Origin of the sequence: Streptomyces angustmyceticus, from assembly GCF_040701845.1 — a bacterium.
Lineage (GTDB): Bacteria > Actinomycetota > Actinomycetes > Streptomycetales > Streptomycetaceae > Streptomyces > Streptomyces angustmyceticus_A.
Genome location: NZ_JBFBHQ010000008.1, coordinates 138,147 through 158,332 on the forward strand (window position 1 = coordinate 138,147; position 20,186 = coordinate 158,332).

Here is a 20,186-nt window from a genome sequence, read left to right on the forward strand (position 1 = left end):
TAGGCCGGAATGAAATTGTTTCTCGGCCGACCCAGGACCCTTTCGTTCAAGTTCTGAACTGATGCACTGTCGGATACTCCGGGCGATCGCCAAGGGCGTCAGGGTGGCCGCCAGAACCACCCATTCCGGTCGAAACCACCCTGCGGTCGTGCCGCTTGCGCGCCTGCCGCGTCCGCCGTCAGTGCAGCCGCTGGCTGATGACCTTGGATACGCCGTCGCCCTGCATCGATACCCCGTAAAGGGCGTCGGCGACCTCCATCGTCCGCTTCTGATGGGTGATCACGATCAGCTGGGAGCTCTCCTGGAGTTCTTCCATGATCCGGATCAGCCGCTGCAGATTGGTGTCGTCCAGCGCGGCCTCCACCTCGTCCATCACATAGAACGGACTGGGCCGCGCCTTGAAGATCGACACCAGCAGCGCCACCGCGGTCAGCGACCGCTCGCCGCCCGACAGCAGCGACAGCCGCTTGACCTTCTTCCCCGGAGGCCGCGCCTCCACGTCCACGCCGGTCGCCAGCATGTCGTCCGGGTCGGTCAGCACCAGCCGCCCCTCGCCGCCCGGGAAGAGTCGCGCGAAGACGCCCTCGAACTCGCGTGCGGTGTCGTGGTACGCCTCGGTGAAGACCTGCTCCACCCGCTCGTCGACCTCCTTGACCACCTGCATCAGGTCGGCACGGGTCTTCTTCAAGTCTTCAAGCTGCTCGCTCAGGAACTGGTGCCGTTCCTCCAGCGCGGCGAATTCCTCCAGCGCCAGCGGATTCACCTTCCCGAGCTGCTGGTACGCCCGCTCGGCCGCCCTGAGCCGTTTCTCCTGCTCGGCCCGGACATAGGGCACCGGCTGGTTGCGCGGGTGCTCCGGGTCCTCGGGGAGCACCTCGCCGTCGGCGGCCGGCGACGGCGGGACGAGCTGTTCGGGGCCGTACTCGGACATCAGCCCGGCAGGCTCCACCCCCAGCTCCTCCAGCGCCTTGGTCTCCAGTTGCTCGATCCGCAGCCGCTTCTCCGCGCCCAGCACCTCGCCGCGGTGCATCGAGTCCGTCAGCTTGTCCAGTTCGGACTTCAGGTCCCGGGCCTGATTGCGCTCGGTCACCAGCGCCTGTTCCCGCTCGGCCTTGGCCCGCTCCGCCGCGCCCCGCTCCTCCTCGGCCCGTACCGCCGACACCTCGACATGCGCCAGCAGCTGCCGGGCCCCGGCGGCGACCGCCCCGGCCACCGCCGCCTCGTGCCGCAGCCGCGCCCGCCGCCGCTCGGCCCGCACCCGCGCCTCGCGTTCGGCGCGCGCCCCCCGGTCCAGCGCGTCCGCCCGCCCGGCGAGCGCCTTCACCCGCTCCTCGTGCGTCCGCGCCTGGAGCCGGGCCTCCATCTCGGTCTGCCGCGCATTGGCACCGTCGGCGGCCAGCCGGTCCCGTACGGATGTGTCGGGCTCCTCGTCGTCGGCGCCGGGCTCCTCCTCGGCGACCGCAAGGCGCTCGGCCAGTTCCTCGGCCTCCTCGGTGGCCCGCGCCAGCGCCTCCTCGGCCCTGGCCGCCGCCGCGTCCGACCGCTCGGCCTCCCCCGCGGCCGCCCGCGCCTGCCCGCCGAGCCGCCCCAGGTCGCCGGCGACCTTGGACTTCTCCCGGTCCGCCGCCCGCCGCCGCTCGGCCAGCTCCTCGACCAGCGCGGCACACTCCGTACGCCGCCCGGCCGCGGCCTGCTGCTCCTGCGCCAGCTTCTCGCAGCGCGCCGCCAGTTCCTCCAGCTCCGCGGCGGCCTCGTCGACGGACGCCTGCACCTCCAGCAGGCTGGGCGCACCGGCGGAGCCGCCGTGCGCGAAGTGCGTCCCGAGCAGATCGCCGTCACCGGTGACCGCGGTCAGCTCCGGCCGTGCCGCCACCAGTTCCTCGGCGTCCTCCAGCGTCCCGACCACCACGACGTCCCGCAGCAGCCGGGACACGGCGGCCGTCAACTCCGCGGATCCCCCGACCACTTCCTCCGCCGGTACGGGCCCGGACCGGGGTCCGGGAACCCGGTGCCCGACGGGCTCGGCGGCCCCCGGTGCCACGGCCGCCCTCCCCTGCGGCACCCGAACGGCGGCCGCAGCGGCCTCGGATTCCCCGGGGACCTCCCCGGCCCCCACCGTCTCCCCGGTCTCCACCGCCCGCGCGGGCGCAGGCACCCGCCCCGCCGCCGTCCGGCTCCCGCTTCCTCCCAGCACCATCGCCGCCCGCCCCGCGTCCTGGGTGCGCAGCAGCCGGATGGCCTCGGCGGCGGTGCCCGGCCCGGTGACGGCCAGGGCGTCCGCGGCCACGCCGAGGGCGGCCGCCACCGGGATCTCGAAACCGGGGGTGACGGTCAGCAGTTCCGCCGCCGGACCGAGCAGGCCGGTGAGCCGGTCCGCGGCGGCCAGCAGCGCGCCGGTGCCGTCCTTGCGGCGCAGCCCGAGCGCCAGCGCGTCGTGCCGGGCAGCGGTCGCGGCCCGCTCCCGCTCGGCCGTGGTCAGCGCCTCGCGCGCGGCGGACAGCGCGGACTCGGCCTCCGCCAGCTCGCTGCGGGCCGCCTCGTGCCGCTCGGCGATCTCCTCGTCGTCCGCGTCGAGCCCGTCGACCTCGGCCCTGAGCTGCTCGTACTCCTCCTGGGCGGTGACCGCCCGGCGCCGGGCGTCGTCCCTCGCCTCGGCCAGCCGGCCGATCTCCGCCTGTGCCGAGGCGGCCCGGCCGCGGGCGGCGGTCACCTGTCCGCTCAACCGGGCCAGGCCCTCCCGGCGGTCGGCGATGGCCCGGGCCACGTCCCGCAGCCGCCGCTCCTCGTCCGCCAACTGCCGCTCCAGTCCGGCACGGTGTTCGACGGTGTCCTCCAGCGCCCGGCTCGCCGCCTCCAGCGCCGCCGTCAACTCCGCCTCCTGCTCGCGGATCCGGGCGGCCTCGCGCTCCATGTCCTCGGGGTCGCGCCCGTGCCGCTCCTCCGGCGGGGCCGCCGAGGCGCTCTTGACCCGCGCCTCGGCCAGCGAGATCGTGCCGCGCACCCGCTCGGCGAGCTGGGTGAGCTCGTGCCAGGTCTGCTGGGCGCGCTGCACCCGCGGCGTCAGGGTGCGCACCTCCTCCTCCAGCGCCGCCTCCTGCTGCTGTGCGGTGCGCAGCCGGGCCCCGGCGGCCTCCTTGCGTTCCTTCAGCGCCGCCTCGTCCGCGATCTCGGCCTGCAGCGCCCGGCGCAGGGTGACGAGGTCGTCGGCGAGCAGCCGCAGCCGGGCGTCGCGCAGGTCCGCCTGGATGACGGCGGCGCGCCGGGCGACCGCGGCCTGCCGCCCCAGCGGCTTGAGCTGGCGCCGCAGCTCATCGGTCAGATCCTGGACGCGGGCGAGGTTGGCCTTCATCGCGTCCAGCTTCCGCAGCGCCTTCTCCTTGCGCTTGCGGTGCTTGAGGACGCCGGCCGCCTCCTCGATGAAGGCCCGGCGGCCCATCGGGTCGGCGTGCAGTACGGAGTCGAGCTGGCCCTGCCCGACGATGACGTGCATCTCCCGGCCGATACCGGAATCGGAGAGCAGTTCCTGGATGTCCAGCAGCCGGCAGGTGTCGCCGTTGATCTGGTACTCGCTGCCGCCGTTGCGGAACATGATCCGGGTGAGGGTGACTTCGGCGTACTCGATCGGCAGGGCACCGTCGGAGTTGTCGATGGTGAGCGAGACCTCGGCCCGGCCGAGCGGCGGCCGCCCGGTCGTCCCGGCGAAGATGACGTCCTCCATCTTGCCGCCGCGCAGCGACTTGGCTCCCTGCTCGCCCATGACCCAGGACAGCGCGTCCACCACGTTGGACTTGCCGGAGCCGTTCGGGCCCACGACGCAGGTGATGCCCGGCTCGAACCGGAGCGTCGTGGCGGAGGCGAAGGACTTGAAACCTCGCAGGGTCAGACTCTTGAGATGCACGCCGTTGGACTCTACCGGCCGCCCCTCGGGGGACGACCCCAACATTCCGGCGCCGCTCTCCCGCCCCGTACGGGCCCCGGGTATACCGCGCCGTTCATTTTCGGTTTCATTGCCGAAAGCGCAGGGCACATCATGCGGTAAGGGAGGGGCGGCACGGCTGAAGTGGCCGTATGGTCCGAAAAGGCCGGAGAGCGAATAAGCCGGAAACGACGAAGGGACGCCGAAGCGTCCCTTGCAGATCTTGAAGAGAGCGGTGCCTCAAGCGGCTGGCGAGCAGCTCTACCGGCCCTGAGGTCGGGGTCAGGTGAGCGCGGGCTCCGCCTGGGGTACGTCGATGTCGAGCATCGAGTCGTCGCGACGTGCGGCAGCCGACAGCATGTCGTTTTCGGCCTGCATCCGAATAAGTTCGGATTCAAGGTCTTGGACGCGCTGCTGAAGCCGTCGCATCTCGGAGAGGACTCGGGGGTCGGAGCCGCCGACGTAACCGAGAAGCGCCTTTGCCATGATGGATGGTCCTCCACAATGAGTGACCGACCGAAGCGGTGTGGGTCGTGAGGGATTCGCACCCGCGGTGCTTGTCATTCTCTGGTGTACTCAATGCCAAACAGCTAAGGTGCGCGGGGATTCCAGAGTCTCACCAAACGGTTTGACGGTCAACACGATCACACCCCGTATCCTCGGGCACCTGAGAGTGCGCGGCCGCGAGGGCGCTGCGCCGACTCCCCAGAAAGGTCCCGCGGGGGCGTGGAGATCATCCGTACAGCGGCAGCCTTGCACGGGTCGGCCGAGTTGGCAACCACCAGGCCTTATCTCCTGTGAGCAGGTGACAAGGACGCCTCCGCAAGATCGCCTGTGACGGCCGTACGGACGGTTCCGGCGGGCCCGCTCAGCGGATCTCGAAGCCGTCGTAACCCCCGCGGGGCGTGGCCCATATCTCAGTGACTCCGTCGACCCGCCCGGGCGTGTCTCCGGTCCGGAGCCACTCCAGCAGCGCATCGCAGCGCTCCTTCGGCCCCTCGGCGACCACCTGGACGCGGCCGTCACCGAGATTGACCGCAAATCCCGCGAGTTCGCCGATGCGAAGCGCGTTGGCCCGGGTGAACCAACGGAAGCCCACTTCTTGGACCTGACCACGTACCCAGGCGGTCACACGGACATCCTCGTTCATGTGTGCACGTTAACTGGCCAATTGCTCAACGGTCACTTCTGCCCCTCGCGTCATGGCGTACAGTCCCCCGACAAGCGAGGCTCACTCTTACGAGTGAACCGTCTTGACGCTGAGGACGGAAGGAAGACAGCGGATGGGCCGCCATCGACGCTCTGCTCCCCCAGCCCCCGATGCCCCCGGCACGGGGCCTGTTGACGCACCGGCAGCCGCTCGGCCCGGCGCACCGGCCGGGGCGCGGCGCCACGGACACCGCGCGGCCGCCGGCCGCGGCAGGGCGCCCGTGCGCACCGGACTGCTCGGCGCCTCCGCGGTGGTGGCGATGGGAGCCGTCGCGGTCGCCTCCGGACTGATCCCCGGTCACGGCCAGTTCGACGGGGGGACCAACGGCGACCAGGGGGACCGCGTACGGGCCGGCGCACTGCCGGAGGCCACCGAGCCGCTGGGCGGCACGTCGGCACCCCCTTCCGACCGTGCCACGGAGCAGGCGAGCCGTGGCGGCGGGCGTTCCGCGGTCCCCGGCACCGGCCGCCCCTCCTCCCCCACCACCCCCTCGACATCCCCTTCCCCCCACCGGACACCTTCCGCCACCGGGAAGACCGAGGCGCGCCGGTCCACCGAGCCCGCCGGCCGGCCGTCCTCGGCGGCGCCCGTGCGCAGCGCGGCCCCGTCGAAGGCTCCCGACACCCAGTCGTCCGCCGAGGGGCAGGTGCTGTCCCTGGTCAATCAGGAGCGCGCCCAGGCCGGCTGCTCGCCCGTCACGGCGGACAAGGAACTGGGGGGTCTCGCACAGCAGTTCAGCGACGACATGGCCCGGCGCGGCTTCTTCGACCACACCGACCCGGACGGGGACACGCCCTGGGACCGTGCCCGGGACGCGGGCATCGACGACCTGGGCGGCGAGAACATAGCCCGCGGCCAGGCCACCGCCCAGGCCGTCATGGACTCCTGGATGAAGAGCCCCGGCCACCGCGCCAACATCCTCAACTGCGAGTACAAGACCCTCGGCGTCGGCGCCCACTTCGGGCCGGGCGGCCCGTGGTGGACGCAGGACTTCGGCTTCTAGACAGCCGGCCGTCCGGGGGCAGCGGCCCCAGACGCCCGCGCCGCCCCGTGATCCGTCACGGGGCGGCGCGGGCGTCTCGCATGCGGGGCGGGAATGTCGCGCGTGGGCCTCAGGCCTCGTGGCGCGGGGCGGCGCCCCCCGTACGCGCCGGTCAGGCGGCGAGGGCGGCGCGGCCCGCGACGTAGATGCGGGCCTGCTCGGCGATGCGGCGTCCGAGGTGCTCGGCGGTGGCGATATCGGCCTTGTGGACGCCCTCGGGGCCCTGGTCGTTGTTGGACTGGGCCGCGGCCCCCAGGAAGAAGCCGAGCCGGTTGAGGTCGTTCTCCGAGGCCGTGGAGGAGTTCCAGCCGGGGAGCAGGTTGAGGCCGACCCAGTTCATGCCGTGCTGGGCGGCGAGCACCGTGAAGAACTGCAGGGTGTGCAGCTTGTCCCCGCTCTTGGAGGCCGAGTTGGTGAAGCCGGCCGCGAGCTTGTCCTGCCAGGCACGGGTCGCCCAGCGCTTCGCGGTGGCCTCGGCGAAGGTGTGGAAGGCGCCGGAGGCGGTGCCCATGTAGGTCGGCGAACCGAACACGATCGCGTCGGAGGCGTCGAGCAGCTCCCACTGGGCTTCGGTGATCTCGTCGACCTTGATCAGGTGGACGGTGGCACCCGCCCCGGCGGCAGCGGCACGGACGGCCTCGGCCAGGACGGCGGTGTGGCCGAAACCGGAGTGGTACGCGAGCGAGACGACGGGGGCGGGCAGGGCGGGGCTGGTCACGGCGGTTCTCCTCAAGATCACGGCAGCCCGGGACGTTCGGTGCCCGGGAGCGCCTGGCGGCGACGAGAGAAAGAGAAGCACTAACTTTTAGAAAGCGCAACCCATGAGTTAGCGCTGTGCGGGAGTTATGGTGTCTCCATGGCGACCGAGACCACTGCCGAACCGGCCGGGGAGCCCCCCTCCGGCTGTACGGACGACCTGGCCTTCGACGTTTTCGCGCGCGACTGCCCGTCCCGTGACGCGCTCAAGCACGTCACCGACCGCTGGGGCAGCCTGACGCTGGGCGCGCTCCTCGACGGCACGTTCCGCTTCAACGAACTGCGGCGCCGGGTGGCAGGGGTGAGCGAGAAGATGCTGGCCCAGACCCTGCACGCGCTGGAGCGCGACGGACTCGTCCACCGCGAGGCGCAGCAGACCAACCCGCCCCGTGTGGACTACGCGCTGACGCCCCTGGGCCACCAGGTCGCCCGCCAGCTGCAGCAGCTGATCGACCTGGTGGAGGACCGGATGCCGCAGGTGCTCGCGGCCCGGGAACGCTATGACGCCCGGCACGCCGCCGGATGAGCCGGCGGCCGCGCCGGCGTGCCGCGCTCAGGCGCGCGGCGGCCGCTGGCAGCGGGGGCAGAAGTAGCTGGAGCGGTTCATCCAGGGACGGCGGCGGATCGGGGTGCCGCAGCGGCGGCAGGGCTCGTCCTCGCGGCCGTAGGCGTCCAGGGAACGATCGAAGTAGCCGGATTCGCCGTTGACGTTGACGTACAGGCTGTCGAAGCTGGTGCCGCCGACGGCGAGCGCGGCATGCATCACGTCCCGTACGTGGCCGAGGAGTTCGGCGGTGCGCGGGCGGGTGAAGCCGGCGGTCGGCCGCTCGTAGTGGAGCTTGCTGCGCCACAGCGCCTCGTCGGCGTAGATGTTGCCGACGCCGCTGATCAGCGTCTGGTCCAGCAGGGCCCGCTTGATGGTGGTCCGGCGGCGGCGCAGCGCGTCGTGGAAGGCGGCGTCGTCGAAGGCGTCGTCGAGCGGGTCGCGGGCGATGTGCGCGATCACGTCGGGCAGGTGGTCGGCGTCGCCGGGAACGGTGTCGTGCAGCGAGAGGCCGCCGAAGGTGCGCTGGTCGACGAAGCGGAGTTCGGTGCCCAGGGCGTCGTCGAAGCCGATCCTGATCCGCAGGTGCTTCTCGTCCGGGGCGTCCTGCGGCTGGACCAGCAGCTGGCCGCTCATCCCGAGGTGGGCGAGGATCGCCAGTCCGTGGGTGACGGACGGGGTGACCATGGGGGCGAGGCCCTCGGCGGCGGTCTGTGCGGCCGGTCCGCCACCGGTCACCGGGAGCCAGAGGTACTTGCCGCGCCGGCGCGCGGCGCCGAGCCGCAGCCCCGTCAGCCGCGCCGCGAAGTCGGCCGCTCCGGCCGTGTGCCGGCGGATCGCGCGCGGGTGCCGCACCTCGACCTCGGCGATGGTGCGTCCGCTGACCCAGCGCTCCAGTCCCCGGCGTACGACCTCGACCTCGGGCAGCTCGGGCACGGGACTCCTCGGGACGGCTGGGAACGACAGCCGCAGCGTACCTCTCCCCTCCGGGGCTCCGACGGCCCGCCCGGCGCCTCGCGCCCGGTCCGCGGACAGCGGGGCAACCGCCGCCGGTGACCGCCGAATTGGGGTGGCCGGCGCAGAGCGTCACCGGGGACCGCGGCAGGCCCGGCTCCGGACAAGAAGGACCCCCGCCGCGCCGGAGCGCAACGGGGGTACGGGCACCGCGCCACGGGGCGCCGTGTGCGGCTAGCCGGCGGTGTCGTCCCCGGCGGACGGGGCGGCCTCCGCCGCCTGCTCCGCCTCGGCGACCTTGGCCGCCTCGTCCGCGGCGGCACGGATCTCCCGCCACGCGGACTCGGCCGCCTGCTGCTCGGCTTCCTTCTTGCTGCGGCCGGTGCCGGTGCCGTACGAGACACCACCGACGCGGGCGGCAGCAGTAAAGGTCTTCTCGTGGTCCGGTCCGGTCTCCGTGACCAGGTACTCCGGAACACCGAGACCCTCGGTCGCGGTGAGTTCCTGGAGGCTGGTCTTCCAGTCCAGGCCCGCGCCCAGGCTGGAGGACTTCTCGATGAGCGGGTCGAAGAGCCGGTGCACCAGCTCGCCGGCCGCGTCGAGGCCCTGGTCGAGATAGACCGCGCCGATCACCGCTTCGAGGGTGTCGGCGAGGATGGATGCCTTGTCCCGGCCGCCCGTGCCCTCTTCGCCCCGTCCGAGGCGGATGAAGGCGCCGAGGTCGAGGCCGCGGCCCACCTCGGCAAGCGCACGCGAGTTGACCACCGCGGCCCGGAGCTTGGCCAGCTGGCCCTCGGGAAGATCGGGGTGGATGCGGTACAGCGTGTCGGTGACCACCAGGCCGAGCACCGAATCCCCGAGGAATTCGAGCCGCTCGTTGGTGGGCAGACCGCCGTTCTCGTATGCGTACGAGCGGTGCGTCAGCGCACGCACCAGAAGGGCGGACTCGAGCTTGTACCCGAGCCGCCCTTCCAGAAGCGTGTGGGACGAGGCCGTGTCCGCCGGAGTCGGTTCATCCCCGCGTTTGCGGGAAGTCGAATTGGCGTCTGACATGAAGCCTGTCACCAGCCGCTCAGACCTCGAGGACCTGGCGCTTGTTGTAGGTGCCGCAGCTCGGGCACGCGATGTGCTGCTGCTTCGGCTCGTGGCAGCGCTCGCACGCCACCAGGGTGGGGACCGCAGCCTTCCACTGCGACCGGCGGTGGCGCGTGTTGCTGCGCGACATCTTCCGCTTCGGAACAGCCACGGCTACTTCTCCTGCTTCTCGTCGACGCCCGCTTCGGCGCCGCCCATGTTGTCCTTCTCGCCGTCCTTGACGGTCCCGGCGAGTCCCTGCAGTGCCGCCCAACGGATGTCGACGGCGTCGTGGTGGTGGTCCGGGTCGTCCGCCAGTCGCACTCCGCAGTCGGAGCACAGGCCCGGGCAGTCGTCCTGGCACACCGGCTGCATCGGCAGTGCAAGCACCACCGCGTCACGCAGCACGGGTTCGAGGTCGAACAGGTCGTCCTCGAGGAAGAGGGTGTCCTCCTCGTCCTCGGCGTCGTCGCCGGCGTCCTCATGGACCCTGGCGTCGGCGTCGGGGTAGGCGAACATCTCCTGGAAGTCCGCGTCGAGCTCTCGCTCCAGCGGCTCCAGACACCTTACGCACTCCCCTGTGACGGTTGCACGGCCGGTGCCTGTGACAAGCACCCCGTCCATGACCGACTCCAGGCGGAGGTCGAGCTCGATCGGGGCGCCCTCGGTCACACCGATGACCTCGTTGCCGAGGTCCCGGGGGGCCTCGACGGAGCGGGAGACCCTCTTGAGCGCACCGGGACGCCGGCCCAGCTCGCGTGTGTCGAACACGAGAGGGGAACGGTGGTCGAGGCGGGCGTTGATGGCTTCCTGCTTTCTACGGGGTTTCCGTGCCGTCCGCATTCCTGCGGTACAGGATCCGGGCAGCAGTGATCGCGGAGATACGCGCGACCGAAGAGCCAGGATACTGGACGGGCCCCGATAGGCCCAATCCGCTCCCGGTCCCGCCCCCGGCCGCGGGCGGGGCCGCCTACTGGCGCCCCTCCTCGTACGCCCGGAGCTGGTCCAGGTCGATCATGCTGGTGTCGAAGAGGCTGGTCTCGTCCAGGGCGCCGGGCTGCGCGGGATGGCCGTGCGGAGGCTGCTGGGGCTGCTGGGGTACCTGCTGCTGGAGGTAGGCATTGGGGTCGTAGCCCTGCTGCTGGGCCTGCTGCTGCCAGTCGTAGCCGTACGGGTCCTGGTGCTGGGCGTACGGGACGTCCTGCGGCTGCTGGTAGCCGTAGGCGTCCTGCTGCGGGTAGAGCGCCGGGTCGGTGTAGTAGCCCTGCTGCTGGGGCTGGAGGGGCTGCTGGTGCTCCTGGGGCTGCACCTGGGGCATGGGGGGCGCCTGCGGCATCGGAGGCGCCTGGGGCGGCTGCTGCTCCTGGTCGGTGCCGATGCCTGCCAGGCCGGCGAGGTACTCGGCGTCAGCCTGGTGCCCGGACTGCGGGTCGCCCTGCGCGGCCAGGTGAAGGCCCAGCTCGTCGATCGCGCGGGCCCCCTGGAGCTTGTCGCGGCCCCGGCCCACCGCCTCCAGGGTCTTGGTCAGCACGGCCTGGAACGCCCCGAACTTGGCGTCCACGTAGGCGTCGGCGCGCCGGCGGAGGGTCTCCGGGTCGGCGCTGCGCTCGGGGGCCTGGGTGCCGTCCTCGTCCGGGAAGGCCTGCCCCTCCGACGCCGGGTCGCGGCCGAGCAGCTTCTCGCGGCCGCGGTCGACGGAGCCGATGGTCTTGGTCAGCACGACCTCGAAGTTGGCGAGCTTGCTGTCGACGTAGTCGTCGGCCTCGGCGCGGATCTCCTCGGCCTCCCGGCGGGCCTCCGTGAGGATCCGGTCCGCCTCGTCCTGGGACTGCCGGGCGACCTCGGTGTCGGAGATCAGCGACCCGCGCTGGGCGTGCGCGGTCTCGATGATCCGCTCCGCCTCGGCCCGTGCCTCCTCCACCATCTGCTCCCGCCCGCCGATCAGCTCCTGCGCCTGGGCGAGCGAGCCCGGGAGCGCCGCCCGGACCTCCTCCAGCATGGCGAGCAGCTCGGCGCGGTTGACCACGCACGATGCCGACATGGGCATGGACCGGGCACCGCCGACGGTCGCGACGATGTCGTCGAGCTTCTTCTGCACGTCCACTTTGGACTCGCCACTCTCTGAAGGGGGTTGGAACGACGGGACGGGACGACTGTACGTCCACGGCCCCTTTGCCCGACACCAACTGACGCCCCGTCATCCGGGCCTCATCGGGGCGGTGCGTCCTGCGGCGTCAGTCCTTCTTGCGCAGGCGCTCGGTGAGGGCCTCCAGGACGAACGACGGCACCAGGTGGGAGACGTCGCCGCCCCATGCGGCGACCTCCTTGACGAGGCTGGAGGACAGGAAGCTGTAGGTGGGGTTGGTGGGGACGAAGAGGGTCTCCACTCCGGACAGGCCGTTGTTCATCTGGGCCATCTGCAGCTCGTAGTCGAAGTCGCTGACGGCGCGCAGCCCCTTGACGATCGCGGGGATGTCGCGCTGCTTGCAGAAGTCGACGAGCAGGCCGTGGAAGGACTCGACCTCCACGTTGCCGTACTCGGCGGTGGCCCGGCGGATCAGCTCGATCCGCTCGTCGACCGTGAACAGCCCCTGCTTGGACTGGTTGATCATCACGGCGACATGGACGACGTCGTACAGCTTGGAGGCACGGGCGATGATGTCCAGGTGCCCGTTGGTGATGGGGTCGAACGACCCCGGACAGACGGCGCGGCGCAACTCGGGTTCCTCGCTCTCCGATCCGGTCATGACACGCTTGCTGACGTCGATTCGGCGGACGTCGAAGCGGCGCGACCGTACCAAAGCGTCCCCTCGCCGTAACGACGGGCCTTGATCGCTGCGAAACCGTCCGGCCAGGGAAACGCGCCGCCTCGGGTACTGCGTTCCACGGTGACGAGTGCGTCGTCGGCAAGCCACCCCTGACCACGGAGTGTGAGCAGGATCTCGCAGAGTTCGGCGTCGGTGACCGCGTAGGGCGGGTCCAGGAAGACGATGTCGTACGGCTCTCCCGGGGCCGCCGCCGCGGCGGTCTGCTCGGCCTTGCCGGCCCGGACCTCGACGCCCGGGAGGCCGACCGCGCGGACGTTGTCCCGGATGGTGCGCACGGCGCGGGCATCGGCCTCGACCAGCAGGACGTGCGCGGCGCCGCGGGAGAGCGCCTCCAGCCCGACCGCGCCGGAACCGCCGTACAGATCGAGCACCCGGGCACCGCCCAGCGGCCCGTCGAGGGACTCCCAGGTGGAGAACATGCCCTCGCGCGCACGGTCGGAGGTCGGGCGGGTGCCGTTTCCCGGCGGTACGGCAAGGCGGCGGCCGCCGGCCGTACCGGCGATCACGCGGGTCATGGGCCCGTCCTTACGTTGCGCGTGGTCGGTGGAGGGAGCCGGGCGGGCTCCACTCCCCCACGATATTCCGTCGGCCGGGGCCCGGCGCCCGGCCGGGGCTTCCCCGCGGCGCGCGCAGCGGTGATCGTTCTCACGTGGTGGCGGGCCGTGCCGGGCGGCGGGTCCCGCCGGCCGCGCCCCCGGTGCGAGCCGCGGTGCCCGCTCACCCCTTGTCCAGATACTGCTCCCGCTCCTCGTCCAGCAGGGCGGACAGGGCGGTTTGCAGCTCCGGGTATCCGGTCAGCTCCGGATCGGCGGTGACCAGCGCGGTGGCCTCCTCGCGGGCGGACGCGATCACCTCCTCGTCGTCGATGACCGCGAGCATCCGCAGCGACGAGCGGACGCCGGACTGCGCCTGGCCCAGGACGTCGCCCTCGCGCCGCTGCTCCAGGTCGATACGGGAGAGTTCGAAGCCGTCGAGGGTGCCGGCCACGGCGGCGAGCCGGGCACGGGCCGGGCTGGCCTCGGGCATCTCGCTGACCAGCAGGCACAGGCCGGGTGCGGCGCCACGGCCGACGCGGCCGCGGAGCTGGTGCAGCTGGGAGACGCCGAAACGGTCCGCGTCCATGATCACCATGGCGGTGGCGTTGGGGACGTTCACCCCGACCTCGATGACGGTCGTGGCCACCAGGACGTCCAGCTCGCCGGCGGCGAACCGGCGCATCACGTCGTCCTTGTCGTCCGGCGCCATCCGGCCGTGCAGCACCGCCACCCGCAGCCCGGCGAGCGGCCCCTCGGCGAGCTGCCCGGCGATGTCGAGCACCGCGAGCGGGGGCCGCTTCTCCTCCGCGTCCTCCGGTGAACCCTCCGTGCCGGCGCCCCCCTTGGAGCCGGCCGTCTTCTTCGCCCCCTTGGGGGCGTCCTCCTCGTCGCCGATCCGGGGGCAGACCACATAGCCCTGGTGGCCGGCCGCCACCTCCTCGCGGACCCGCTCCCAGGCGCGGGCGAGGAAGTGCGGCTTGTCCTTGGCCGGCACCACATGGGTGGCGATCGGCGAGCGCCCGGCGGGGAGTTGGTCCAGGACGGAGGTCTCCAGATCGCCGAAGACGGTCATGGCGACCGTGCGCGGAATGGGGGTCGCCGTCATCACCAGGAGGTGCGGCGGCTGCTTGCCCTTGCCGCGCAGCGCGTCGCGCTGCTCGACGCCGAAGCGGTGCTGTTCGTCGACGACGACCAGGCCCAGATCGTGGAACTGCACCTTGTCCTCGATCAGGGCGTGGGTGCCGACGACGATCCCGGCCTCGCCGGTGACCAGGTCGAGCAGCGCCTGCCGGCGGGCGGCGGCGCCCATGGAGCCGGTGAGCAGCACCACCTTGGTGCCCTGCTCCGCGCCGCCGAGCATCCCGCCCTCGGCCAGCTCCCCCATCATCTCGGTGATCGAACGGTGGTGCTGCTGGGCCAGGACCTCGGTCGGCGCCAGCATCGCGGCCTGGCCGCCGCTGTCGACCACGCCGAGCATGGCGCGCAGCGCGACCATGGTGTTGTGGGTGACGGTGAAGTGGTCGGTCACATAGGCGTGGTCGGGGTGCCGGACGCTGATGCACTGGACGGGCTTGCGGCCGGCGTACTCGACGGCCCGGATCGTGCGCCGGAAGCCGGCCCCGCCCTCCGCCGGCAGCGCCACGTCGACGTCGTACGTCCCCTCCCCCGCGGCGCTCAGCCGGGCCCGGCCGCCCAGCGAGCGCGCCAGCCACGCCAGGTCGTCGGCCAGCGGGCGGTGCGCGGCCGGGAACACACCGGCCCCCGCGGGCCCGCTGCCGGCGTCCAGCAGGCCCCGCAGCACGGCCAGCCGGTCCTTGAGCGGCGCGTTGCGGTAGGCGTCCGGCACCCGGGCCGCCGGGTCGCGGTCCGCGGCCAGCCCCCGGCCCACCGGATACGGATCGAGCGGCCGGTGCCCGCCGTCGTCGAGGTCCACCGGCACGGCGGCCGCGATCGACCACCGGGGGCGGCCGTCGGGGCCGTGGAGGTCGCGGCGCAGCTCGCGGGTGGTCAGCACCTGCTCCCCGGCGACGCCGTCCCCGACGATCCACAGGTGCTCGTCGTCGCACTCGACGGCGCTGCCGTCCGAGAGCACCAGCCGCCACACCTCGCGCTCGCCCTGCGGGAAGACGCCGTCCACCACGGCGAGCTCGCCGCTGGGCACCACCACTTCGGTGCCGACGGCCATCTCCCCCATGGGACGAAAGCCGCGCGGCGTCAGCACCAGCGCGTCCAGCGGCTGGGCCTTGCCGGAGCCCACCTCGCCCTGGAGGAGGCGGTGCATGGGGTGCTCGGTGGCCAGGTCGTCGAAGATCTCCCGGCTGACCTTCTGCTGGCCGTCGGTGAGCGTGAAGGGCAGCTTCGCGTCGAAGGCGTCGAGGATGCCGCCGGTCACCAGGCTGCGGGCCACGGCGGGGAGTTGGGTCTCGGCGAGGCGGCGCCGGGCCAGCGCGACCTGCAGGACGAACGCCTCGTCCCACTTCAGCCGGTCCCGCGCGGCGGCGATGTCGGCCTTGCTCGCCGGGCGGTGGATCTTGAGCAGCGCTTCCGGGAGCGGGACCAGGTCCCGGCCGTCCCGGAGCGCCTCGGGCAGCGGGTCGGCGGCCTCCTGCGCGCGGGGCAGCACCGCGTCGACCGCCTTGGCGATCTTCCACGACGCCATCTGCTGGCAGGCCGGGTAGAGCGGCAGGAGCTGGCCGGCGAAGGCGCTGACCGCCTCGGCCCCGTTTCCGGCGTCGCCGTCGAGGAGCTCGTAATCGGGGTGGGCCAGCTGGAGTTTGTGGTGGAAGACGGACACCTTGCCGGCGAACATCGCCCGGCGTCCGGGCAGCAGGTCCTTGTGCGGCTTGTGGATGCCCTTGCCGAAGAAGACCAGCCGGAGCCGGCCGCTGCCGTCGGTGAGCGTGACTTCGAGGCGCTGGCCCCGGCCGCCGTTGAACTTCAGCACCCGGGCGTCCGCGACCTGGGCGACGACCGTGACGTGTTCGTCCAGCGGGAGGTCGGCGAGCCGGGTGAGTTCGCCGCGCTCGGCGTAGCGGCGCGGATAGTGGTGCAACAGGTCGCCGACCGTGTGCAGGCCGAGGTGTTCGGCCAGGACCTTCGCGGTGCTGCCACCGAGGATCTTCTTCAGGGGTTCGTCGAGCGCTGCCACGCCTCTATTGCACACCACGCCTGTGACAATCCCGCTCCGCTCGCCGGTCCGGCGTGCTCGCAGCGCGCCCGCGCGCTCACTCCACGCCGATGAGCAGCGGCGCGGCGTGCCGGCCGCCGTCGTACACGACGGTGTCCACGGCGAGATGGCGCTCGCGGACGTACCCCTCCAGCCGCTCGGCGAGCCCGTCGGGTGCCTGCGCGCCGAGGACCAGGGTCACCATCTCCCCGCCCGCGGACAGCATCCGGTCGAGCACGGTCATCGCGGTGCCGGTGAGGTCGGAGCCGATCACCGCGACATCGCCGTCGATCAGGCCGAGGACGTCGCCGGCCTGGCAGACGCCCGCCATCGTCCACGACTGCCGCTCGGCGAGGGCCAGCTCGGCGTAGCGGGTGGCGCCCGCGGCCGCGGTCATCGCGACCACGTCCTCGTCGAAACTGCGGGCCGGTTCGTGCACGGCCAGCGCCGCGAGGCCCTGGACGGCGGAGCGGGTGGGGATGAGCGCGACCCGCACGCCCTCGGCGCGGGCCTCCTCCGCGGCGGCCGCCGCGGTGTGCCGCAGGTCGGGGTCGTTGGCCAGCAGCATCACCTCACGGGCGTGCGCCTGCCGGATCGCCTGCACCAGTTCGCCGCTGGCGGGCGGCTCCCCCGGACTCACCGGTACGGGGGTCGCGCCGGCCTGCGCGCACAGCTCGGCGAGCCCGGCGCCCGGCACCACCACGACCACGGCCCGCGCCGTCATCGCCGGTTCCTTGGCGCGGGCACCGCCGAAGTGCGTGATCCGGATCCGGTACGGGCGGCCCGCCTCGATGCCGGCCTCCACGGCGGCGCCCGCGTCGTCGACATGGACGTGGACGTTCCACAGGCCGTCCCCGCCGACCACCACCAGGGAGTCGCCGAGCCCGTCGAGCCGCTCCCGCAAATGCGGCACCGCGGTGTCGTCGGCCTCCAGCAGGTAGATCACCTCGAAGGCGGGCCCGTCCGGGTCCTGGCCGCCGGCCGCGGCGACCGGGCCGGCGTCCGCGCAGCCGGCCGCCTCGGGCAGCGGGGCGTCGGCCCGTATCGCGACCGGTGCCGCCGAGACCTCCCCGGACAGCACATCGGCGAGCGCCCCCAGCAGCGCGACGAGCCCGCATCCACCGGCGTCCACGACACCGGCCCGGCCCAGGACCGCGAGCTGCCCGGGGGTCTCCTGCAGGGCCGCGCGGGCGCCCTCGTGGGCGGCGCGGGCGACCCCGGCGGCATCGGCGTCGTCGCCCGCGGCACGCTCCGCGGCATCCGCCGCCGCGGTCGCCACCGTCAGGACGGTGCCCTCCACGGGGTGGGCGACGGCCTCGTAGGTCGACGCGGCGGCCCGGCGCAGGGCCTGCCGCAGCGCTTCGGCGGAGCCGTCGGCGGCGGACAGCACCTCGGTCATCCCGCGCAGCAGCTGCGCCACGATCGTTCCGGAGTTGCCGCGCGCCCCGATGAGGGCGCCGTGCGCCATGGCGCCGATGGCGTCGGCGAGGCGGGGCGCGGTGCCCGCCTCGGCGTGCCCGTCGAAGGCGGCCTCGACCGCGCGGGCGGCCGATTCGACGGTCAGGTAGAGGTTGGTGCCGGTGTCGCCGTCGGCCACGGGATAGACGTTGATCGCGTCGATCCGCTCGCGTTCCCGTCCGAGCGCCTCCAGGGCCAGCCCGCACCAGGAGCGGACCGCGGCGGCGTCGAGCGGGTAGGGCACGTCGTCCTCCTGGGTCACGGGATGCACCGCACAGTAGTCGCGCTGCGGGGGCGGGGCCGGGGCGGGGGCCCGTGGCCGCGTGGTAGTTTCGTTCTACGGGAGCGGTCGTTGTATGCTGCTCCGGTTGCCCGATGAGAATCGGGCCATTCCTCTCCTGACGGTGCCGGTCGGGCAATGCACTCGGCTCGTCGGGATTTCACCGTAAGTGCATCTGAAGTCTTTGGAGTGACCCGTGGCTGCCAACTGCGACGTCTGCGGCAAGGGGCCGGGCTTCGGCAAGAGTGTCTCGCACTCGCATCGCCGCACCAACCGTCGTTGGAATCCCAACATCCAGACGGTGCGTGCAGTGATCGGGCGCACGCCGAAGAAGCTGAACGCCTGCACCTCGTGCATCAAGGCCGGCAAGGTCTCGCGCTGACGCCCTAGCCGTAGCGCAGCCCAGCCGGTTGCTCAGAAGCCGGTCCGCCTTCGTGGCGGACCGGCTTTTGCCGTTCCCGGGCGCCGTTCACGGGGGCGGCGGACACCCCTGACGCTGCGCCCGGGGCGTCCGCACCGCGTGCGGTCAGTGCGCGCCGCGCCAGCGCCAGCCGTGGTCCACGGGGCCGATGCCCGCGCCCAGCCGGAAGCCGGCCGCGAGGGCCCCGGTGACGTACTCCTTCGCCGCCGCGGCGGCCTGCGGGACGGTGTCCCCCTTGGCGAGCTGCGCGGCGAGCGCGCTGGCGAGGGTGCAGCCGGTGCCGTGGGTGTGCCGGTTGTCGTGGCGGGGGGCGCGCAGCCAGTGTTCCTCGGTGCCGTCGGTGAGCAGATCGACGGCGCGCTCGCCGTGCCCGGCCGCCAGATGGCCGCCCTTGATGAGCGCCCAGCGCGGACCGAACTCCAGGATCGCGGCGGCAGCGCGCCGCATGTCGGCCTCCTTCTCGACGCGGACGCCGGTCAGCTGGGCGACCTCGTCCAGGTTGGGGGTGGCGACGGTGGCCGTCGGCAGCAGCGCGCCGCGGACCGCGTCCAGGGCGGTGGGGGCGAGGAGCGCGTCGCCGTGCTTGGAGACTCCGACGGGGTCCACGACGACCGGTGCCCGCACTCCGGCGAGCAGTTCGGCGACGGTCTCGACGAGTGCGGCCGAGGAGAGCATCCCGGTCTTCACCGCCTGTACGCCGATGTCGTCGACGACGCTGCGGAACTGGGCCCGTACGGCCTCGGCCGGCAGCTCCCACGCGCCCTGCACGCCCAGGGAGTTCTGGGCGGTGACGGCGGTGAGGACGCTCATGCCGTGGGTGCCGAGCGCCAGCATCGTCTTCAGGTCGGCCTGGATGCCCGCGCCGCCGCCGGAGTCGGACCCGGCGACGGTCAGGACGCGTGGAGGTAGGTGCATACCGCCGAATCTACTCGGCGCCACCGCGCGCTCCCGCGGCGCCCGTGCGGGCGCCGTCCCCGGCCCGCGCCCGGCCTATTCGGCGTCCCCGTTGTCGCCGAAGTGGTCCCAGCCGGCCTTCACCCAGGGGGCGCCGTCCACCGTCACCTGGGGCAGCGCGGAGGGGTGGAGCACCTCTCCGATGACCTTCCAGCGGGCGGGCAGCTTCACATCGGGCGGGAAGGTGGCCACGATCGCATGGTCCTCGCCCCCGTTGAGCACCCACTGCATCGGGTCCACGCCCACGGCCGTGCCGATGTCGGACATCTGCGAGGGGATGTCGATACCGGCGGACCGCAGGTCGATGCGGACCTTGCTGGCCTCGGCGATGTGCCCGAGGTCGGCGACCAGTCCGTCGCTGACGTCCGTCATGGCGGTCGCGCCGAGCCCGGCGGCCGCGGGACCCGCGTGGTAGGGCGGTTCGGGGCGGCGGTGGGCCTCCACGAAGGCGCGCGGGGAGCGGAAGCCGCGGGAGAGGACGGCATGGCCGGCGGCGGACCAGCCGAGCCAGCCGGTCACCGCGACCACGTCGCCGGGCTGGGCGCCGGCCCGGGTGACCGGTTCCTGGTTGCGCAGGTCGCCGAGCGCGGTGATGGAGACGGTGATGGTGTCGCCGCGCACCACGTCGCCGCCGACGACCGCGGCGCCGGCCACCTGGCACTCGTCGCGCAGCCCGTCCATCAGCTCGGTCGGCCAGGTCGCGGGGAGCTCGGCGGGCACGACCAGGCCGAGCAGGATCGCCGTGGGCACCGCGCCCATCGCCGCGATGTCGGCGAGGTTCTGCGCGGCGGCCTTGCGGCCGACGTCGTAGGCGGTGGACCAGTCGCGCCTGAAGTGCCGGCCCTCCAGGAGGATGTCGGTGCTGGCGACCACCCTCCGGTCCGGCGCGGTGACCACCGCGGCGTCGTCACCCGGCCCGATCCGTACGGCCGGAGTGGTGGTCAGCCGGGAGGTGAGCTCCCTGATCAGCCCGAACTCCCCCAGCTCGCCCACGGTGCCCTTCATGCTGTTGCCCTTCCCATGTGTACGGACGGTCCGTACGTGGCT

At 72.9% G+C, this 20,186-nt stretch carries 18 protein-coding genes; 3 read left to right on the forward strand and 15 right to left on the reverse strand.

The window, feature by feature from the left end; all coding sequences use genetic code 11:
- Positions 1-178: 178 nt before the first annotated feature.
- The 3 genes from AB0411_RS20025 to AB0411_RS20035 all read right to left on the reverse strand — a co-directional run bounded on the left by AB0411_RS20025 (position 179) and on the right by AB0411_RS20035 (position 5,066).
- Entirely contained in the window at positions 179-3,898 is a 3,720-nt protein-coding gene (locus AB0411_RS20025; RefSeq protein WP_366418621.1) for an AAA family ATPase, read from the reverse strand.
- 300 nt (positions 3,899-4,198) lie between these two features.
- The gene (locus AB0411_RS20030) at positions 4,199-4,402 is read right to left on the reverse strand and encodes a hypothetical protein (protein WP_006602857.1); all 204 of its coding nucleotides are present in this window, start codon (positions 4,400-4,402) and stop codon (positions 4,199-4,201) included.
- 382 nt (positions 4,403-4,784) lie between these two features.
- Positions 4,785-5,066 (reverse strand): acylphosphatase, encoded by a 282-nt coding sequence (locus AB0411_RS20035; protein ID WP_366418622.1) that lies wholly within the window; start codon positions 5,064-5,066, stop codon positions 4,785-4,787.
- Between the two features lie 280 nt (positions 5,067-5,346).
- Between AB0411_RS20035 and AB0411_RS20040 the strand changes: the two genes are divergently transcribed.
- Positions 5,347-6,129, forward strand: coding sequence for a CAP domain-containing protein (locus tag AB0411_RS20040; protein ID WP_366418623.1), 783 nt, complete (start codon positions 5,347-5,349; stop codon positions 6,127-6,129).
- 151 nt (positions 6,130-6,280) lie between these two features.
- Here the strand turns inward: AB0411_RS20040 and AB0411_RS20045 are convergent, their stop codons facing one another.
- Positions 6,281-6,871 (reverse strand): flavodoxin family protein, encoded by a 591-nt coding sequence (locus tag AB0411_RS20045; protein WP_366418729.1) that lies wholly within the window; start codon positions 6,869-6,871, stop codon positions 6,281-6,283.
- Positions 6,872-7,024: 153 nt separating this feature from the next.
- Here AB0411_RS20045 and AB0411_RS20050 point away from each other — a divergent pair, with 153 nt between their 5' ends.
- Positions 7,025-7,450, forward strand: coding sequence for a winged helix-turn-helix transcriptional regulator (locus tag AB0411_RS20050; protein ID WP_366418624.1), 426 nt, complete (start codon positions 7,025-7,027; stop codon positions 7,448-7,450).
- Positions 7,451-7,477: 27 nt separating this feature from the next.
- Here AB0411_RS20050 and mutM read toward each other — a convergent pair whose 3' ends face one another.
- The 9 genes from mutM to AB0411_RS20095 all read right to left on the reverse strand — a co-directional run bounded on the left by mutM (position 7,478) and on the right by AB0411_RS20095 (position 17,746).
- Positions 7,478-8,404 (reverse strand): bifunctional DNA-formamidopyrimidine glycosylase/DNA-(apurinic or apyrimidinic site) lyase, encoded by a 927-nt coding sequence (gene mutM / locus AB0411_RS20055; protein WP_366418625.1) that lies wholly within the window; start codon positions 8,402-8,404, stop codon positions 7,478-7,480.
- 252 nt (positions 8,405-8,656) lie between these two features.
- Entirely contained in the window at positions 8,657-9,475 is an 819-nt protein-coding gene (gene rnc, locus AB0411_RS20060) for a ribonuclease III (protein ID WP_366418626.1), read from the reverse strand.
- Between the two features lie 19 nt (positions 9,476-9,494).
- Positions 9,495-9,668, reverse strand: a complete 174-nt coding sequence (rpmF, locus tag AB0411_RS20065; RefSeq protein ID WP_003951102.1) for a 50S ribosomal protein L32 — start codon at positions 9,666-9,668, stop codon at positions 9,495-9,497.
- Between the two features lie 2 nt (positions 9,669-9,670).
- Positions 9,671-10,339 (reverse strand): YceD family protein, encoded by a 669-nt coding sequence (locus AB0411_RS20070; protein WP_366418627.1) that lies wholly within the window; start codon positions 10,337-10,339, stop codon positions 9,671-9,673.
- 127 nt (positions 10,340-10,466) lie between these two features.
- On the reverse strand, positions 10,467-11,600 hold the full coding sequence (locus tag AB0411_RS20075) for a cell division initiation protein (RefSeq protein WP_366418628.1): 1,134 nt from the start codon (positions 11,598-11,600) through the stop codon (positions 10,467-10,469).
- Between the two features lie 130 nt (positions 11,601-11,730).
- Positions 11,731-12,213 carry a pantetheine-phosphate adenylyltransferase gene (gene coaD / locus AB0411_RS20080; RefSeq protein ID WP_366418730.1) on the reverse strand — a complete coding sequence of 161 codons (483 nt, stop codon included), beginning with the start codon at positions 12,211-12,213 and terminating at the stop codon, positions 11,731-11,733.
- Between the two features lie 26 nt (positions 12,214-12,239).
- The gene (gene rsmD / locus AB0411_RS20085; protein WP_366418629.1) at positions 12,240-12,839 is read right to left on the reverse strand and encodes a 16S rRNA (guanine(966)-N(2))-methyltransferase RsmD; all 600 of its coding nucleotides are present in this window, start codon (positions 12,837-12,839) and stop codon (positions 12,240-12,242) included.
- Between the two features lie 202 nt (positions 12,840-13,041).
- Entirely contained in the window at positions 13,042-16,008 is a 2,967-nt protein-coding gene (locus AB0411_RS20090; RefSeq protein WP_366418630.1) for a helicase-related protein, read from the reverse strand.
- Positions 16,009-16,084: 76 nt separating this feature from the next.
- Positions 16,085-17,746, reverse strand: a complete 1,662-nt coding sequence (locus AB0411_RS20095; protein WP_437042674.1) for a DAK2 domain-containing protein — start codon at positions 17,744-17,746, stop codon at positions 16,085-16,087.
- Positions 17,747-17,960: 214 nt separating this feature from the next.
- Between AB0411_RS20095 and rpmB the strand changes: the two genes are divergently transcribed.
- The gene (gene rpmB, locus AB0411_RS20100; RefSeq protein ID WP_006602870.1) at positions 17,961-18,146 is read left to right on the forward strand and encodes a 50S ribosomal protein L28; all 186 of its coding nucleotides are present in this window, start codon (positions 17,961-17,963) and stop codon (positions 18,144-18,146) included.
- Between the two features lie 144 nt (positions 18,147-18,290).
- Here the strand turns inward: rpmB and thiD are convergent, their stop codons facing one another.
- Entirely contained in the window at positions 18,291-19,100 is an 810-nt protein-coding gene (thiD, locus tag AB0411_RS20105; RefSeq protein ID WP_366418631.1) for a bifunctional hydroxymethylpyrimidine kinase/phosphomethylpyrimidine kinase, read from the reverse strand.
- Between the two features lie 75 nt (positions 19,101-19,175).
- Positions 19,176-20,144, reverse strand: coding sequence for a thiamine-phosphate kinase (locus AB0411_RS20110; protein ID WP_086720456.1), 969 nt, complete (start codon positions 20,142-20,144; stop codon positions 19,176-19,178).
- Between the last annotated feature and the right edge of the window lie 42 nt (positions 20,145-20,186).

Bases quoted from the DNA above. Each gene is read 5' to 3' on its own strand.
- AB0411_RS20030 (WP_006602857.1), bottom strand. From the start codon at position 4,402: ATGGCAAAGGCGCTTCTCGGTTACGTCGGCGGCTCCGACCCCCGAGTC.
- thiD (WP_366418631.1), bottom strand. From the start codon at position 19,100: ATGCACCTACCTCCACGCGTCCTGACCGTCGCCGGGTCCGACTCCGGC.
- rsmD (WP_366418629.1), bottom strand. From the start codon at position 12,839: ATGACCCGCGTGATCGCCGGTACGGCCGGCGGCCGCCGCCTTGCCGTA.
- AB0411_RS20110 (WP_086720456.1), bottom strand. From the start codon at position 20,144: ATGAAGGGCACCGTGGGCGAGCTGGGGGAGTTCGGGCTGATCAGGGAG.
- rnc (WP_366418626.1), bottom strand. From the start codon at position 9,475: ATGTCAGACGCCAATTCGACTTCCCGCAAACGCGGGGATGAACCGACT.
- AB0411_RS20035 (WP_366418622.1), bottom strand. From the start codon at position 5,066: ATGAACGAGGATGTCCGTGTGACCGCCTGGGTACGTGGTCAGGTCCAA.
- AB0411_RS20050 (WP_366418624.1), top strand. From the start codon at position 7,025: ATGGCGACCGAGACCACTGCCGAACCGGCCGGGGAGCCCCCCTCCGGC.
- AB0411_RS20070 (WP_366418627.1), bottom strand. From the start codon at position 10,339: ATGCGGACGGCACGGAAACCCCGTAGAAAGCAGGAAGCCATCAACGCC.